The organism is Pantoea sp. App145 (assembly GCF_047947045.1).
GTDB lineage: Bacteria > Pseudomonadota > Gammaproteobacteria > Enterobacterales > Enterobacteriaceae > Pantoea.
Genome location: NZ_CP133290.1, coordinates 450,190 through 466,190, shown reverse-complemented (window position 1 = coordinate 466,190; position 16,001 = coordinate 450,190). Strand labels below are relative to the sequence as shown.

General features: G+C 53.1%; 16 protein-coding genes. 6 read left to right on the top strand and 10 right to left on the bottom strand.

Annotation, left to right across the window (positions count from 1 at the left end; all coding sequences use genetic code 11):
- Positions 1 to 12 precede the first annotated feature (12 nt).
- Entirely contained in the window at positions 13 to 858 is an 846-nt protein-coding gene (locus tag RCF31_RS02080) for a PTS mannose transporter subunit IID (protein ID WP_013509404.1), read from the top strand.
- 86 nt (positions 859 to 944) lie between these two features.
- Positions 945 to 1,403: a DUF986 family protein gene (locus RCF31_RS02075; protein ID WP_299451322.1), complete on the top strand. Its 459-nt coding sequence runs from the start codon at positions 945 to 947 to the stop codon at positions 1,401 to 1,403.
- Here RCF31_RS02075 and rlmA read toward each other — a convergent pair.
- From rlmA to RCF31_RS02050, 5 genes are all read right to left on the bottom strand, one after another.
- On the bottom strand, positions 1,400 to 2,206 hold the full coding sequence (gene rlmA / locus RCF31_RS02070; protein WP_416412364.1) for a 23S rRNA (guanine(745)-N(1))-methyltransferase: 807 nt from the start codon (positions 2,204 to 2,206) through the stop codon (positions 1,400 to 1,402). The genes RCF31_RS02075 and rlmA overlap by 4 nt on opposite strands.
- A 139-nt stretch (positions 2,207 to 2,345) precedes the next feature.
- The gene (cspE, locus tag RCF31_RS02065; RefSeq protein WP_001062678.1) at positions 2,346 to 2,555 is read right to left on the bottom strand and encodes a transcription antiterminator/RNA stability regulator CspE; all 210 of its coding nucleotides are present in this window, start codon (positions 2,553 to 2,555) and stop codon (positions 2,346 to 2,348) included.
- A gap of 78 nt (positions 2,556 to 2,633) precedes the next feature.
- Positions 2,634 to 2,714 (bottom strand): DUF2627 domain-containing protein, encoded by an 81-nt coding sequence (locus RCF31_RS02060; protein WP_139810977.1) that lies wholly within the window; start codon positions 2,712 to 2,714, stop codon positions 2,634 to 2,636.
- A 529-nt stretch (positions 2,715 to 3,243) separates the two neighbouring features.
- Positions 3,244 to 4,254 carry an MBL fold metallo-hydrolase gene (locus RCF31_RS02055; protein ID WP_416412331.1) on the bottom strand — a complete coding sequence of 337 codons (1,011 nt, stop codon included), beginning with the start codon at positions 4,252 to 4,254 and terminating at the stop codon, positions 3,244 to 3,246.
- Between the two features lie 18 nt (positions 4,255 to 4,272).
- The gene (locus tag RCF31_RS02050; protein WP_208715350.1) at positions 4,273 to 4,542 is read right to left on the bottom strand and encodes a YebO family protein; all 270 of its coding nucleotides are present in this window, start codon (positions 4,540 to 4,542) and stop codon (positions 4,273 to 4,275) included.
- A 219-nt stretch (positions 4,543 to 4,761) separates the two neighbouring features.
- Here RCF31_RS02050 and RCF31_RS02045 point away from each other — a divergent pair, with 219 nt between their 5' ends.
- Entirely contained in the window at positions 4,762 to 4,998 is a 237-nt protein-coding gene (locus RCF31_RS02045) for a YobH family protein (protein ID WP_084875306.1), read from the top strand.
- 42 nt (positions 4,999 to 5,040) lie between these two features.
- Here RCF31_RS02045 and kdgR read toward each other — a convergent pair whose 3' ends face one another.
- Positions 5,041 to 5,832 (bottom strand): DNA-binding transcriptional regulator KdgR, encoded by a 792-nt coding sequence (kdgR, locus tag RCF31_RS02040; RefSeq protein ID WP_313688416.1) that lies wholly within the window; start codon positions 5,830 to 5,832, stop codon positions 5,041 to 5,043.
- A gap of 190 nt (positions 5,833 to 6,022) precedes the next feature.
- Here kdgR and RCF31_RS02035 point away from each other — a divergent pair, with 190 nt between their 5' ends.
- Positions 6,023 to 7,405: an MFS transporter gene (locus tag RCF31_RS02035; RefSeq protein WP_416412330.1), complete on the top strand. Its 1,383-nt coding sequence runs from the start codon at positions 6,023 to 6,025 to the stop codon at positions 7,403 to 7,405.
- A gap of 72 nt (positions 7,406 to 7,477) precedes the next feature.
- Here RCF31_RS02035 and htpX read toward each other — a convergent pair whose 3' ends face one another.
- The 4 genes from htpX to RCF31_RS02015 all read right to left on the bottom strand — a co-directional run bounded on the left by htpX (position 7,478) and on the right by RCF31_RS02015 (position 11,907).
- Entirely contained in the window at positions 7,478 to 8,359 is an 882-nt protein-coding gene (gene htpX / locus RCF31_RS02030) for a protease HtpX (RefSeq protein ID WP_021182993.1), read from the bottom strand.
- Positions 8,360 to 8,570: 211 nt separating this feature from the next.
- Positions 8,571 to 10,610: a carboxy terminal-processing peptidase gene (gene prc, locus RCF31_RS02025; protein ID WP_299451537.1), complete on the bottom strand. Its 2,040-nt coding sequence runs from the start codon at positions 10,608 to 10,610 to the stop codon at positions 8,571 to 8,573.
- Between the two features lie 19 nt (positions 10,611 to 10,629).
- Positions 10,630 to 11,310 (bottom strand): RNA chaperone ProQ, encoded by a 681-nt coding sequence (gene proQ, locus RCF31_RS02020; RefSeq protein ID WP_084875314.1) that lies wholly within the window; start codon positions 11,308 to 11,310, stop codon positions 10,630 to 10,632.
- Positions 11,311 to 11,406: 96 nt separating this feature from the next.
- Entirely contained in the window at positions 11,407 to 11,907 is a 501-nt protein-coding gene (locus RCF31_RS02015) for a GAF domain-containing protein (RefSeq protein ID WP_084875316.1), read from the bottom strand.
- Between the two features lie 217 nt (positions 11,908 to 12,124).
- Between RCF31_RS02015 and yebS the strand changes: the two genes are divergently transcribed.
- Both yebS and RCF31_RS02005 read left to right on the top strand, forming a co-directional pair.
- A complete protein-coding gene (yebS, locus tag RCF31_RS02010; RefSeq protein WP_416412329.1) occupies positions 12,125 to 13,369 on the top strand; it encodes a membrane integrity lipid transport subunit YebS in 1,245 nt (414 codons plus the stop codon).
- Complete coding sequence (locus RCF31_RS02005; RefSeq protein ID WP_416412328.1) at positions 13,338 to 15,977, top strand: MlaD family protein; 2,640 nt, start codon at positions 13,338 to 13,340, stop codon at positions 15,975 to 15,977. Before yebS ends, RCF31_RS02005 begins: the two co-directional genes overlap by 32 nt.
- Positions 15,978 to 16,001 lie beyond the last annotated feature (24 nt).

Here is a 16,001-nt window from a genome sequence, read left to right as displayed (position 1 = left end):
ACAGGTGACATCATGGTTGATACAACTCAGTCTCAAAAGAAACTCACCCCCGGCGATGTCCGTGGTGTGTTCCTGCGCTCCAACCTGTTTCAGGGTTCGTGGAACTTTGAACGTATGCAGGCGCTGGGCTTCTGCTTCTCAATGGTGCCGGTAATTCGTCGTCTTTATCCGGAAAACAATGATGACCGTAAACAGGCCATCAAGCGCCACCTGGAGTTCTTCAATACCCACCCGTTTGTGGCCGCACCGGTACTCGGTGTCACCATGGCGATGGAAGAGCAACGTGCCAATGGTGCAGCGATTGATGATGGTGCGATAAACGGTATTAAAGTTGGCCTGATGGGCCCGCTGGCCGGTGTTGGTGACCCGATTTTCTGGGGTACGGTACGTCCGGTATTTGCGGCGTTAGGTGCCGGGATCGCCATGAGCGGTAGCCTGCTTGGCCCACTGTTGTTTTTCCTCTTGTTCAATATCGCGCGTCTGCTTACCCGTTATTACGGTGTGGCTTACGGTTATCGTAAAGGGGTGGATATCGTTAGCGATATGGGCGGCGGCTTCCTGCAAAAACTGACGGAAGGGGCGTCCATCCTCGGCCTGTTTGTCATGGGAGCGTTGGTAAACAAGTGGACACATGTCAATGTGCCGCTGGTGGTATCACGCATCACTGACCAGACCGGTAAAACCACCGTTACTACGGTTCAGTCGATTCTTGATCAGCTGATGCCGGGCCTGATCCCACTGCTGTTAACCTTTGGTTGTATGTGGCTGCTGCGCCGTAAAGTTAACGCCCTGTGGATTATCGTCGGCTTCTTTGCGATTGGTATTTTCGGGTACTGGATCGGTTTGCTCGGCCTGTAAAAGACTTAGCCGGGAGCATGTCTCCCGGCTGCTTATTGACGTTACCTGAGCGCCAACGTTCAGGTAACTTCTGTTAAGGAATCATCATGTCACTGACTGACGCCCTGATTGTCCTGTTGGTTGCGGGCCTGCTGTTGTTCGCCATCTACGATGAAGCCATTCTGCCGCGCCGTAATGGCCCAACCAAATTGCGGGTGGCGCTGCGCCGCCGCCATAAAATCGATAGCGCTATCTTTATCGTGCTGCTAATGATTCTGCTGTGGAATAACGTCAGCCATCAGGGGCCGCAACTGACCACCACCCTGCTGATGGTGTTGAGCTTTATGGCAGTCTGGCTGTTCTGGCTGCGCAGTCCGAAACTGCTGATGAAAAACGACGGTCTGTTCTTCGCCGGCGTATGGATTGATTATCGCCGCATCCAAAGTATGAACCTGTCCGAAGATGGCATCCTGGTGATGCAGCTGGAGCAGCGGCGTCTGCTGATTGCGGTGAAACAACTCGACGATTTAGAACGTATCTACAACACGCTGGTGGAAGCGCGTTAATCGCGCTGCCAGAGCGTCAGGGTGAAATCTGCGTCACAACTGAACTCAGTCGCCTCTGCCAGGGTTTGCCACACGTCTTCACGTGCACGCCAGGCGAAAGGTGTCATTTGCAGCAAGGTGGTTGCCGCTTTGCCGCTCAATGTCATGGTATAAGCCAGGTTTTGCTGTTCAACCTGATGAAAACCGGCATACGCCTTCTCTTCCGCCACATGCAGCTGCACTTCGCGATAAATTAACGCTTTAAATTGCTGCAAATGATGCGGACCAGGGGTCACCGTCAGCAGATACCCCCCCTGTTTTACCACCCGGCTTAGTTCATCTTCATTACAGGGGGCATAGATGCGCACAACCGCATCCAGTGAAGCATCGGCGAATGGCAGGCGCTGGCTTGAAGCCACGCAAAACTTTACTGAGCGATAACGCTTCGCCGCCATGCGAATGGCTGCCTTCGCCACGTCAAGACCACAGACCTGCGCTGACGGCAGCGCAGCAGCGATTGCTGCGGTGTAATAGCCCTCACCACAGCCAATATCCAGCAGTTGCGCTGAGGCACCCTGCAGACGCTGCGCCAGCCATGAGGCAAGATGATCGCGCAGTGGCTGATAATATCCGGCATCGAGAAACTCGCGTCTTGCCAGCAACATTTCCGGGCTGTCTCCCGGCTGACGGGAGCCTTTATGCTGAACCGGTAACAGATTGACGTACCCTTCTTTGGCCTGATCGAACTGATGTCCGGCATCACAGCGGTAGCTGGTGGCCTGCAACAGAAGTGGCTGGTGACAAAGCGGGCAAATCAAAGACATAGATAACTCCGGGTTAGCGATTCGCGGCGCAGTGTAACCTGGTCATCTGGTAACAGAAAGAATAAAGAAAAGCCCCGGTCAGTGACCGGGGCTTTAAGATTCGTTTCAGCGGTGCATGGCACCCAGCCTGGCGACGAAATCAGATAGCAGTGACGTTAACTGCTGCAGGGCCTTTCTGGCCATCCTGGATTTCGAATTCAACGTTTTGGCCTTCGGCCAGAGTTTTAAAACCATTACCCTGGATTGCAGAGAAGTGTACGAACACATCTTTGCTACCGTCAGCAGGGGTGATAAAACCAAAACCTTTAGACTCGTTGAACCACTTAACCTGACCTTTAATTTTTGCCATTTTTGCAAATTCCTTAGAGTGTTTATATTGCCCGGAGGCAGACTTACAGAGAAACCAGAGACGTTACTGCATGAGGCACTAATTTAAGGTTTCGGCAAGGAAGCGGTATTCAACGTCAACGTCTTTACTCGTAACTTCTTTACTGAAGATGCCATACATAAACAGAACTGTACCTCGTTTAACCCACGAATCGTTATCACATATCCGCAAATTAATGGCAAGCCATTTTTAAAAGGTCATCGACTTGCCGCACATAATTGCTAGCCAGGGCACACGCTTTGCCTGTTTCGCTTCCGCCGTCGTTTGCCGATACTGCACAAAAAAAGGTTATTGATCAGTATCATTACAACCAAAAATTGTTATAGTCGAATTAGGGGGAACTGTCCAATTCACCACTATTTAAACAGATAAACATACGCAAAAAATATTGCAAAAATATGGCATGGATAATGTAATCCACCAAAATGTTAACGTCTGACGCAACATATGTGCATAGTTCAAATCCTGTACAATAGTTTTTATTCAGTACAGCTTATTAATAGTTTTGCACCAAAATCAGGAAAATATAAACGTGCCTGCCCCAAATATATGCACAAATTTGATTTGGCATTTATCTCATTTTTTTCTAACGTCACAACAATTAAATGTTAAAAAAACGCACCAGCTGGCGGAATTTAACAAAATGAGCTTAGGACAAATCTGAATCGATATTCGGCAAACTGCGGCTCTCACCTATTCTCCACGGCGAAAAATCGGTTCCCGTCTCTCCTGCAGTGCGCAGTGCCTGTACCAGCACCGCGGGGGGTTCATCCAGCGATTCATCTGCCAGTTCAAACACTCCCCAGTGAATGGGGATGGTTACCGGCCTGCCGATTTGCTGCCACAATTGCACCGCCTGGTCCGGGTCCATATGCTGACCGCGCATGAACCATTTTGGTGCGTAAGCGCCGATCGGCAAGGCGGCAAGGTTAAATGGCCCCAGCTTCTGGGCGATGGTCGTGAGATTTTCACTGTAACCACTGTCACCCGAAAACCAGAAATTTAACGTGGTATTCCTGACCACCCAGCCACACCACAGGGAACGGTTACGGTCAAAGAAAGAACGCATACTCCAGTGACGTGCAGGTACCGCAGTAAAGTGGATACCGGCCAGCTCAATGCTCTGCCACCAGTCCAGCTGAGTCACGTGACGCACTCCCCGACGACGACACCAATCTTCCATACCGAGCGGTACTAGAAAATGCGCCTGCGGAAATTGTCGCGCGATACGCTTCACCGTCGGGCGATCCAGATGATCATAATGATTGTGCGAGATCAGCACGTAGTCGAGATGGGGTAACTGAGCAACGCTAAGCGGTGCCGGGGTTTTACGTTGTGGACCTACAAACGGCAGCGGTGACGCGCGTTGCGACAGGGCCGGGTCAATCAGCAGGTAACGTTGATTAACACGCAGCAGTAAAGCGGCATGGCCCAGCCACCAGATGCGATCATCATCACCACTTAAATCAGCCGGCTGGCACCAGTCACTGATAAATGCCGGATAGCCCGCCTGCGGTGGCAGAGGTAGCCCCTGCTCTTTGCGCTCACGCCGCCAGCGTTGCAAATCCCCGGGATGCCGTAACTCCTCTTCCGGGTTACGGAAGCCCTGCGGCGTGTGGTGCATTTTTGCCGCATCGTACCAGGGATTTTGCCAGGCCATTACCTCTCCACTCGATGATCAACGTTCCGGGATTAAGCGAATAAAATCGCGCTTTTCACTTTCTTCTTCGCTTTTTGTTGCAGTGTCTGGCTGTGCGTCGGCCAGACGGCGCAGTAGCGCATTTTGTTTCTTTTGTTCTTCCAGTAGCGCTTCCAGCAATTGAATCTGTTCGCTGGCCCGCACGCTGGCCCGGTTAACAAAGAACCAGGCGATGAAGGCCACAACGATAATGATGGCCAGTACGCCATAGCTAAACAACGGACTGGAATTTGCGGCTAACTCATTCATAACTGCCTCAGATTACTGATTAATGTCAAATACTCACTCAGCTGCTGATTCTACGCCTTGCGGCGGCAAAAGATAATGGGCACGAACGGAAAGCAGAATTTCCTGTGCGCCATCTTTCAGTTATCTCTGATCGATCTGGCGAGGAAAGCGAGGCATGCTGCTACTATAGAGATGGCAGCAACATCTGGACAGCTGCGTTATGTATCACATGGAGACAAAATGAAACTATTCATCCGGGCGATAGTGGTCATCGCCGTTATCTGGTTGGCAATGTTATTTACGGGTTATGGCGTGTTAACCGGCAGCAATAAAAACGCGGCCGGACTCGGCCTGCAATGCAGCTACCTGACTGCACGTGGCATGATCACTGCACAGTATCTGCATACCGATAGCGGTATTGTCGGCGTGACAGACTGCCCGCTGCTGAAAAAGAGCGGTGAAGTGGTCGATAACTGACCCGTAAACGGGCTGGTAACGCAGCCCGTTTATCGCATCGGTTTAAAAAGGATAGTTGTGATAGCCCATTTGCTCAGAGACAGCACGTGCGGCACGATGCAGCATGGCAACATATTCGTTTTTGCCTTCTTCCGAGAAACGAATCGTCGGGAATGAGATGCTCAGACCGGCAATGACGACGCCAAAGCGGTCAAACACCGGCACCGCAATGCAACGCAACCCCTCTTCCTGCTCCTCGTTATCTTCACCAAAGCCCTGCACCTTCACCTGGTCGAGCACCTTCAGTAATGCCTCAGCGCTGACGATAGTATTGGCGGTGCTGCGACGAAATTCCACTTCACGCAGGATCTCCTGCACCTCGCTACGATCGCGCCACGCCAGCAAGACTTTGCCAATTGCCGTGGTGTGCAGCGGATTACGGCGTCCAATCCGCGAATACATGCGCAGGTTGTAGAGCGAATCAATTTTGTGAATATAAACGATGCTGTCTTCTTCCAGCGCCCCGAGATGGATGGTCTCTTTGGTCAGACGTGACAGCTCACGCATCTGCACATCAGCGCTGCGAATCAGGTCAACATTTTGCAGCGCCTTGGCACCCAACTCGAATAACTTGAGCGTCAGCGAGTATTTTTCCGTTTCACCTTCCTGTGCCACATAGCCCAGCGACTTCATAGTCTGTAAAAAGCGATAGACGGTGCTTTTTGACATCATCACGCGCTGAGACAGCTCGGTAATGCCATGATCGCGCTCTTCCCCCAGCGCCTGCAAAATACCAAACACCTTCATCACCGAAGAAACGGAATCGGGCTGTTTATCGTTATCAGCGTTCGCCATCGCGTATCCTTTTTTAAGGTTGTTTCAAAAAAAACGGAACAGAAGCGCCAGTATATGCGTTTCAGGCCACAGGCGGCAATGCACAGCACTAAGCGACACATTCACAGATACTTTTTGTCATGTAATACGATGCTTTCCGGCACAGAATTGATTAGCATGATGATATTCACTTACTTCACTTATTCCTTCTATGTCCGCAACCTCACTTCAGGATGGTTTACCCGTTCCACAACGTTATGGCGCAATTATTACTATTGCGCTGGGCATTATGATGGCGGTACTGGATGGCGCGATTGCTAACGTCGCCTTGCCCACCATCTCACGCGAATTAAACGCCAGTCCGGCTGAATCGATATGGATTGTGAACGCCTATCAAATCGCCATCGTTATCTCGCTGCTTTCGCTGTCGTTTCTCGGTGACATGCTCGGTTACCGCCGCGTCTATCAGACTGGCCTGGCGCTGTTTATCGCGACATCGCTATTCTGTGCGCTGTCGTCGTCACTGAATATGCTCACCCTTGCCCGTGTACTCCAGGGATTCGGTGGCGCGGCGCTGATGAGCGTTAACACCGCACTGATACGCATCATCTATCCACAGCGCTTCCTTGGGCGCGGCATGGCGATCAACTCGTTGATCGTGGCCGTGTCCACCGCCGCAGGCCCGACGGTAGCAGCTGCTATTTTGTCGGTTGCCAGCTGGAAATGGCTGTTCCTGATTAACGTACCGCTGGGGATTATTGCTCTGTGGCTGGCGCTGCGTTTCCTGCCGGATAACCAGCAGAAAGCGAAGCAACAGAAGTTTGACGTGGCCAGTGCCATTATGAACGCGCTGTTCTTTGGCCTGTTGATCTCGGCGCTGAGTGGTTTTGCCCAGGGCCAAAATCACTGGCTGACACTGGGTGAAGTCGTGGCGCTGCTGTTGGTCGGCGTGGTGTTTATTCGTCGCCAGTTAGCGATGCCGGTACCGCTGCTGCCGGTGGATCTGCTGCGCATTCCCATCTTCACCCTCTCTCTCGGCACCTCTATTTGTTCATTCTGCGCCCAGATGCTGGCAATGGTTTCACTGCCCTTCTTCCTGCAAAACGTGCTGGGACGTGATGAAGTGGCCACCGGCCTGCTGTTGACTCCCTGGCCGCTGGCAACGATGGTGATGGCCCCGATCGCCGGTCGTCTGATTGAGAAGGTGCATGCCGGTCTGCTGGGTGGACTGGGGCTGGCGATGTTTGCGGCCGGTCTGTTTCTGCTGGCCCTGCTGCCCTCGCAGCCAGCCGATGCTGATATTATCTGGCGCATGATGCTGTGCGGTGCGGGTTTTGGCCTGTTCCAGTCGCCCAACAATCACACCATTATCTCCTCCGCGCCACGTAACCGCAGTGGTGGTGCCAGTGGTATGTTAGGAACCGCACGTTTGCTGGGACAAAGCAGCGGGGCTGCGCTGGTGGCGTTGATGTTCAACCTGTTCAGTGAGAGCGGCACTCATGCCTCGCTGATTCTGGCCGGTGTCTTTTCAAGCGTCGCTGCGGTGGTGAGTATGGCGCGCATGACACAATCGCGTGAAACTGCCGAATCTTAAAAACCGTAGCGGCGCGATTTATTGCGCTGTTTTAAAGGCGCGCGATAAATCGCACCGCTACAGAATATGACGTTACTTCAGATATGCACCGCTGCGTAACGCTTCGATTCGCTTATCCAGCGGCGGATGTGACATAAACAGCTCGCTGAGCGATTTACCTTTACCATTGATACAGAAGGCCATCATGCTGCTCGGCTCCTGCGGTTCATAGCTGGTTTTCAAACGCTGCAACGCGGCAATCATCTTCTCACGACCGACCAGCTTCGCTGACCCCGCATCGGCATGGAACTCACGATGACGCGAGAACCACATAGTGATGATGCTGGCGAGAATGCCGAATACCAGCTCCAGCACGGTAGCTACCGCAAAGTAGACCAGCGGGTTGCCGTTACTGCTTTCTTCACCATCGCGGTTGCCCGACAGGAAACCGGAAGCCACCTGGGCAATGATACGTGAAATGAAGATCACGAAGGTGTTCACGATACCCTGAATCAGCGTCATGGTGACCATGTCGCCGTTGGCAATATGGCTGATTTCATGGGCCAGAACCGCTTCTGCTTCATCGCGACTCATGTTTTGTAACAGCCCGGTGGATACCGCCACCAGCGATGCATCACGACGTGCACCAGTCGCAAAGGCGTTGATATCGGGCGCGTGATAAATGGCAACCTGCGGCATAGCAATGCCGGCCTGCTGAGCCTGGCGGCCAACGGTGTCCATCAGCCAGCGTTCCGTTTCGTTACGGGGTTGTTCAATCACTTCACCACCGACTGAACGTAACGCCATCCATTTGGACATCAGCAGTGAAACAAACGCACCGCCAAAGCCAAACAGACCTGCCATAATCATCAGACCCTGAACACTGCTTGACTGGATTCCTGTCAGACTGAGAATCAGTCCGAAAACCAACATCACCGCCAGGTTGGTGATCAGGAAAAGAGCAATACGCATCATAAACGTTAATCTTCCTCAGTTGTGCTCGCGCTTATACGCGGATATACATCCTAGGGTCATTACGCAGCATTTCAAGCAACCTTAATCTTTAAGTGTCTAAAAAGACATAACTTTACATTCAGTAATGTCTCTGCGCCTGGCAAACATTAAGCAGATTAAGGGATAAAAAAAAGCACCGCATTGAGCGGTGCTTGTGATTTACGCCTAACGATTATTTACTGCCCGCTGCCTGCGGCTGGGATTTCTCCAGCTGCGCCAGGTCATTGGCAATTTTCACCGTTTCATCCAGATACGGATCCGGCTCTTTGTAATCCTTCGGCAGATCGTCGAGACTCTTCAGCTGCGGTTTGCCCTCGGCCTGATAACGCGCGTTGATACGTTCCAGACGCAATGCATCTTCATCATGGTTCTCTTTCTCGCGCTGGACAAGATTGAGAGACACGATATTGCGTTTGTCTTTGGTCGCGTTGAAGCGCGCAATATCTTTCATGATGTACTGGAACTCGCGATCTTTGGCGATGCGATCGTTATGCTCTTTGGTCAGTTCCGGCACCAGCGGCGTGATATCACCGGTTTTGGTGTAGGTCGCCGCACTGACGCTATCCCACGGTAAGGCGTTATCTTCAAACTTCTCACCGGTCTCTGCCGCTTCGACGCCGGTCGGCATCAGCAGATCAGGCGTGACGCCTTTACGCTGGGTGCTGCCGCCATTGATACGGTAGAACTTCTGAATGGTGTACTGGACAGAACCCAGTGCAGGCCATTCCGGACGCAGCATCTGATCATAGATACGGTTCAACGAACGATACTGCTGCACGGTACCTTTACCGAAGGTCGGTTCACCGACAATCAGCGCGCGGCCATAATCCTGCATGGCGGCGGCAAAGATCTCAGACGCGGAAGCACTGAAGCGATCCACCAGCACCACTAATGGGCCTTTGTAGTACACGATGCCGTCATTATCACTGTCCTGACGCACGCGACCATTGTTGTCACGCACCTGCACAACCGGGCCACTTGGAATAAACAGGCCTGAAAGCGATACCGCCTCAGTCAGTGCACCACCGCCGTTGGTACGCAGGTCAATCACGATGCTATCGACATTCTGCTTCTGCAGTTTCTGCAGCTGTACTTTCACGTCATCCGTCAGACCCACGTAGAAGCCCGGGATATCCAACACGCCGACTTTTTCTTTGCCGACGGTCTGCACCGTGCCTTTCACCGCGCGGTCTTCCAGGCGGATTTTCTCACGCGTCAGGGTCACAATGCGGGTTTTGGTCCCTTTGCCAGCAGGCAGGATTTCCAGCCGCACTTTGCTGCCTTTCGGCCCTTTGATTTTGGCTACCACATCATCGAGACGCCAGCCGATGACATCTTCCATCGGTTTACCGGGTTGAGCCACGCCGACAATACGATCGCCTACGCTGATCGATTTGCTCTTCGCCGCCGGACCACCGGCCACCATCGAATTGATTACCGTGTAATCATCATCCATCTGCAACACAGCACCAATGCCTTCCAGTGACAGGCTCATCTCGGTGTTGAATTGCTCGGTGTTACGCGGCGACAGATAGTTGGTATGCGGATCGATTTCGTGTGCAAAGGCGGTCATCGCCAGCTGGAACACGTCTTCACTGTTGCTCTGCGCCAGACGACGAATAGCAAAGTTATAACGCTTGGTCAGCGTGTCACGAATCTCTTTGTCATCTTTACCGGTCAGCTTGAGGCTCAGCTCATCAAATTTGACCTTCGCATCCCACAGCGCATTTAGCTCATCGGTGCTTTTCGGCCACGGTGATTTGCTGCGGTCAATGTCGATGGTGTCATTGCCGGTAAAGTTCATCGGGCGATTTAGCACGCTCAGCGCATACTGATAGCGCTCAAAGCGGCGTTTCTGCGCCAGATTGTATAAATCGTAAAAAACATCCAGCTTGCCGCTGCGCAGTTCATCACCCAGCGTGGTCTTCTTATCGGCAAACTGCGCGATATCTGAAGCCAGCAGCACATTGTGGTTGTAATCGAGCAGATTCAGGTAGCGATCAAAAATTTTCGCAGAAAAATCCTGATTCAGGTCGAACTGACGATAATGCGAACGGGTAAAGCGCGAGGTGACGCGTTCACTGACGGTGGGATGCTGTGGTTCTTCGTGTAACTGGGGAATCTGATCTGCGCGGGTAATGTTATCCGCAGCAAAACTGGGGCCTGCCAGCAGCAGGCCCGCGATCATACCGATCTTAAAAATAGTGTTCATGCCAGGGTCAGCCTCCGTTTCAGAACTGCAAATGTTCTGCGCGCACAATCATTGCCATGCCGGAAGCGAGCTGTACCCGAACGCCATCTTTAGTAATTTCAAGAATGGTTGCGTCCATCGCACTTTTGCCTGCTTTAACTTTAATATTCTGGCCGGGTTGCAAAGTTGAGGTATCAGTGATGGGTTTAGCTCGCGGTGGGCGTGGCGCAGCGTTACGTTCAGCAGAGGCGGCACGCGGTGCCTGCGGACGCGGTTTACGCGGCGCATCACCTTCAGCGGTTTTACGCGGAGCCGGTTTGCGCGGACGACGTTCGCCCGTCTCTTCACCTGCTTCACGTTTCTTCGCTTTTTGTTGCTCGCGCTGTACCTGAACACGCGCTTTCGCTTCTTCCAGCTGTTTGCGCGCATGTTCAACATGTTGCTCATCCAGCACGCCACAGGCGTTGCCGTCGAGGTCAACACGGATGGCACCCGCTTTAATGCCGTAAAGGTAACGCCAGCTTGAGGTATAAAGACGCAAGGCCGAACGCAGTTGCGTCTTGCTCAGGCCCATATCGCCCTGAACACGCTCGACCAGATCCTGAAAGATACCGATTTTGAGCGGACGCGCTTCACCTTCGGCGCTAAAGCAGTGCGGAAAACGCTCCGCCAGAAAGGCGATCACTTCTTTACTGCTATTCAACTTAGGTTGATTTTCCATGAAATTTCCTGATTACAACGGGTTTGCCGACCAGAGCAGGCATGAACAGGCGACATTATAATGACAACATCGCCAAATGCTATGTGATCCAGTCGATTAGCTGCGCGTCAGTTGAAGAAATTTTTCAATGTCGCTGCCCGCCAGTACTTCACAAAGCCCGTCAGTAAGGGCCACCAGCCCCGCTTCATCCTCACTATCGAAGCGAGAATAAACCGTACTGTCGATGTCCAGCACACCGACTAACGTGCCATTCACTTTCAGAGGAATCACGATTTCCGCATTACTGGCGGCGTCACAGGCGATATGACCGGGGAAAGCGTGCACATCTTCCACGCGCTGCACTTTCTCTTCTGCAATCGCCGTGCCACAAACACCCTTGCCTACAGCAATACGCACACAGGCAATTTTGCCCTGGAAGGGACCCAGTACCAGCGTATTCGCTTCAGTCAGCAAATAAAAACCTGCCCAGTTGACGCCTTCCAGGCGTTCAAACAGTAACGCGCTGCAATTACCCAGCGCAGCGAGGAAAGAGGTTTCACCCGCCAGCAGCGCACGCGCATCGCGATTTAAATCCTCGTAAAAGGCTTTTTTGTTCATTGTTTAACCATAATTCGACGCAGCGAAGCCGCGTGTGTCACTCAGTTGTTAAAATAAGCACTAATTATCCAGCGTCACAAGGTGAATCATTGTGTTAGTTACTATACCCTTAGCTTTCTGTGGATCGAACTTCATGCCACCACAGATGTCTCAGCCAGCAACCTGCTGCCTGACATGCCGGTAACTGTAACGAACGATGGGCCACTTGCGTCACCCTATGAAAATTCACGCTATCAGCCAGACGTTGCCCCACGCACGTTATCAGCGTTGTCCGCAATGCGATACCCTTTTTTCCTTACCGGATGTTAAATCGCATCAGGCGGCCTACTGCCCGCGTTGTCACGCTCGTATTCAGAGTGGTTTTGACTGGTCAATGACGCGTCTGACCGCGATGGCGGTCACCATGCTGATGCTGATGCCGTTCGCTTTTAGCCTGCCGCTGGTGGATATCCGGCTGCTGGGTATGCGCATTAATGCCAGCCTGCTGGAAGGGGTGGTACAGATGACGCAGCAAGGCGATGTCATCACCGCATCCATCGTGGCGTTTTGCACCATTGGCGCCCCCATGACGCTGGTGGCGGGCATTAGCTATTTGGGCATCGGTCACGCGCTGGGGATGAATCTGCGTCCGGTATTGCTGATGCTGGAGAAGCTGAAAGAATGGGTGATGCTGGATATCTACCTGGTCGGCGTCGCGGTGGCGTCCATCAAAGTACAGGACTACGCCACGCTGGAAGTGGGTTATGGCATGGTGGCTTATATTGCACTGACGGTACTTAGCGTGCTGACGCTGATTCATCTTAATGTCGAGCAACTGTGGGAGCATTATTATCCGCAGGCAGTCCCCACCTCACCGCCTGAGCAATGGCAGGTTTGCCTGAACTGCCATCACACCGGTATGGCAGATGATCGCGGGCGCTGTACCCGCTGCCATACGCCGCTGGATTATCGCCGCCGCCACAGCCTGCAAAAATCCTGGGCATCATTAATTGCTTCCATCGTGCTGCTCATTCCTGCCAATCTGCTGCCGATTTCGGTGGTGTATGTTAACGGGGCGCGGCGCGAGGACACCATTTTTTCCGGTATTCTCGGCCTGGCTTCCGGCAATATTCCGGTGGCAGCGGTGGTGTTTATCGCCAGTATTCTGGTGCCCTTTACCAAAGTGCTGGTGATGTTAACGCTGCTGCTCAGTATTCATTTCAAATGTGAACAGGGGCTGAAAACCCGCATCCGCTTGCTGCGCGCCGTGACCTGGGTTGGTCGCTGGTCGATGCTGGATCTGTTCGTCATTTCATTAACCATGTCGCTGGTCAATCGTGACCAGCTGCTGGCATTTACCATGGGACCTGCCGCGCTCTATTTTGGCTCGGCAGTGATCCTGACCATTATGGCTGTAGAGTGGCTTGACAGCCGCCTGATCTGGGATGCACATGCAACAGGAAACGCCGACTACACCGACTAGCGCAAATCTGCGAAACAAACGCAAGATTTCGCCGTTCTGGTTACTGCCCATTATCGCCCTGCTGATTGCCGCATGGCTGTTATGGACCAATTATCAGGAACGCGGGACCATCATCACCATCAACTTCCAGACTGCCGACGGTATCGTGCCGGGGCGTACGCCTATTCGCTATCAGGGCGTGGAAGTGGGTACGGTGCAGGGTATCGTGCTGAGCAATGACTATCGTAGCATCCAGATTAAAGCCAGCATTAAAAGCGACATGCGTGATGCACTCCGCGACAACACCCAGTTCTGGCTGGTGACACCAAAAGCCTCGCTGGCCGGGGTCTCCGGGTTAGATGCCCTGGTAGGTGGCAACTACATCAGTATGATGCCGGGCAGCGGTAACCCACAGGAACACTTCACAGCGCTGGATACGCAACCGAAATACCGTGTGAATACCGGTGAGTTATTGATCCACCTGCGTGCACCCGATCTCGGCTCGCTGAATACCGGTTCGCTGGTGTATTACCGCAAAATTCCGGTTGGCCGGGTCTATGACTACAGCATCAACAGTAATACTGATGGCGTGACCATTGATGTGCTGATTGAGCGCCGCTTCATTAATCTGGTGAAAAAACAGAGTCGGTTCTGGAATGTTTCTGGCGTGGACGCAGATATCAGTCTGAGTGGGGCCAAAGTCAAACTGGAGAGTCTGGCGGCACTGGTTAATGGTGCCATTGCCTTCGATTCTCCCAACGAAGGCCAGCAGGCTGACACCGATCAAAACTACCAGCTCTATCCCGACCTCGCACAAAGCCAGCGCGGGGTGCAAGTCAGCCTCGACCTGCCGAGCGGTGATAACCTGAAAGCAGACAGCACGCCGCTGATGTATCAGGGGCTGGAAGTGGGCACCTTAACCAAGCTGAATTTGCTGCCTGGCGGTAAAGTGACCGGGGAATTAACCGTTGATCCCTCCGTCGCCGGATTGATGCGTACGGGCACCCGCATTGAAATGCGCTCGCCAAAAATCAGCCTGACAGATACCAATCTCAGCAGCCTGTTAACCGGCAATACCTTTGAACTGGTGCCCGGAGAAGGTCAGCCGCAGGATCACTTTAGCGTATTACCGGCCAGTGAATCTTTGCTGCAAAAACCGGATGTCCTGACGCTGCAACTTAATGCGCCAGAAACCTACGGTATCGACGCCGGACAACCGGTGATGCTCTACGGCATGAAGATAGGCCAGGTCATCTCACGGGAACTGGACGAAAAAGGCATCAGTTTTGTGGTGGCCATCAATCCGGAATATCGCCATCTGGTACACGGTGACAGCAAATTTATCGTTAACAGCCGCATTGACGTGAAATTCGGCCTTGATGGCATGCAGGTACTGGGTGCCAGTGCACGTGAATGGGTGGATGGCGGTATCCGTCTGGTTCCGGGGGCAAAAGGCAACCCGCAGATGCGTTACCCATTGTATGGCGATGCTGAGCGTGCAGAGGAAGGGATTATTGGCGATCAGCCCCCTGCCACGCTGAAACTGACAGCCAGCAGCCTGCCTGATGTTCAGACCGGTTCTGTGGTGCTGTATCGTAAATTCCAGGTGGGTGAAGTGGTCAATGTTGTGCCGCGCGCCGATGCCTTTGAAATCTCGATTCATATCGAACCGCAGTATCGCAAACTGCTTACCAGCGAAAGCGTGTTCTGGGCCGAGGGGGGTGCCAAGGTGCAGTTGAATGGTAGCGGTCTGACCGTGCAGGCATCACCACTGAATCGTGCGCTGAAAGGTGCCATCAGTTTCGATAACCTGAGCGGTGCGCAAGCGGCAAAAGGGGTGAAACGGGTACTTTATGCTTCGGAAACCGCCGCACGCGCCGTAGGCAGCCAGATTGCGCTGCACACCTATGATGCCAGCAAACTGTCAGCCGGCATGCCGATTCGTTATCTTGGCATTAACGTCGGCCAGGTCGAGTCGCTCTCACTGAGTGCCGACAACAACCAGGTGGTGGCAAAAGCCGTACTGTATCCGGAATACGTACAGGACTTTGCCCGTATCGGCAGCCGTTTCTCGGTGGTCTCTCCGCAGATTTCTGCCGCTGGCGTCAACCATCTTGAGACCCTACTGCAACCTTATGTCAACGTCGATCCGGGCAAAGGTGCCCAGGCGCGCACTTTTGAGCTTCAGGACAGCACCATTACCGATTCACGTTATCTCAATGGTCTGACAATCTTTGTTGACGCGACAGAAGCCGGTTCACTCTCGGTGGGTACACCGGTGCTGTTCCGTGGGGTGGAAGTCGGTACCGTTACCGGCACCTCGCTGGGCAATATGGCGGACCGCGTCCAGGTGGCGCTACGCATCAGTAAGAAATATCAGCATCTGGTGCGCAACAATTCGGTGTTCTGGCTGGCATCCGGCTATAACCTGAATTTCGGCCTGATTGGCGGCGTGGTCAAAACCGGCACCTTCCAGCAATTTATTCAGGGCGGGATTCAGTTTGCCACCCCGCCAACCGTGCCACTGGCACCGCAGGCGGGTGCGAACAAACACTTCCTGTTGCAGGATGAAGCGCCGAAAGACTGGCGCAACTGGGGAACCGCGATTCCCGACCCCGCACAACCCTAAGCAAATCGGGCAGCCTGGCTGCCC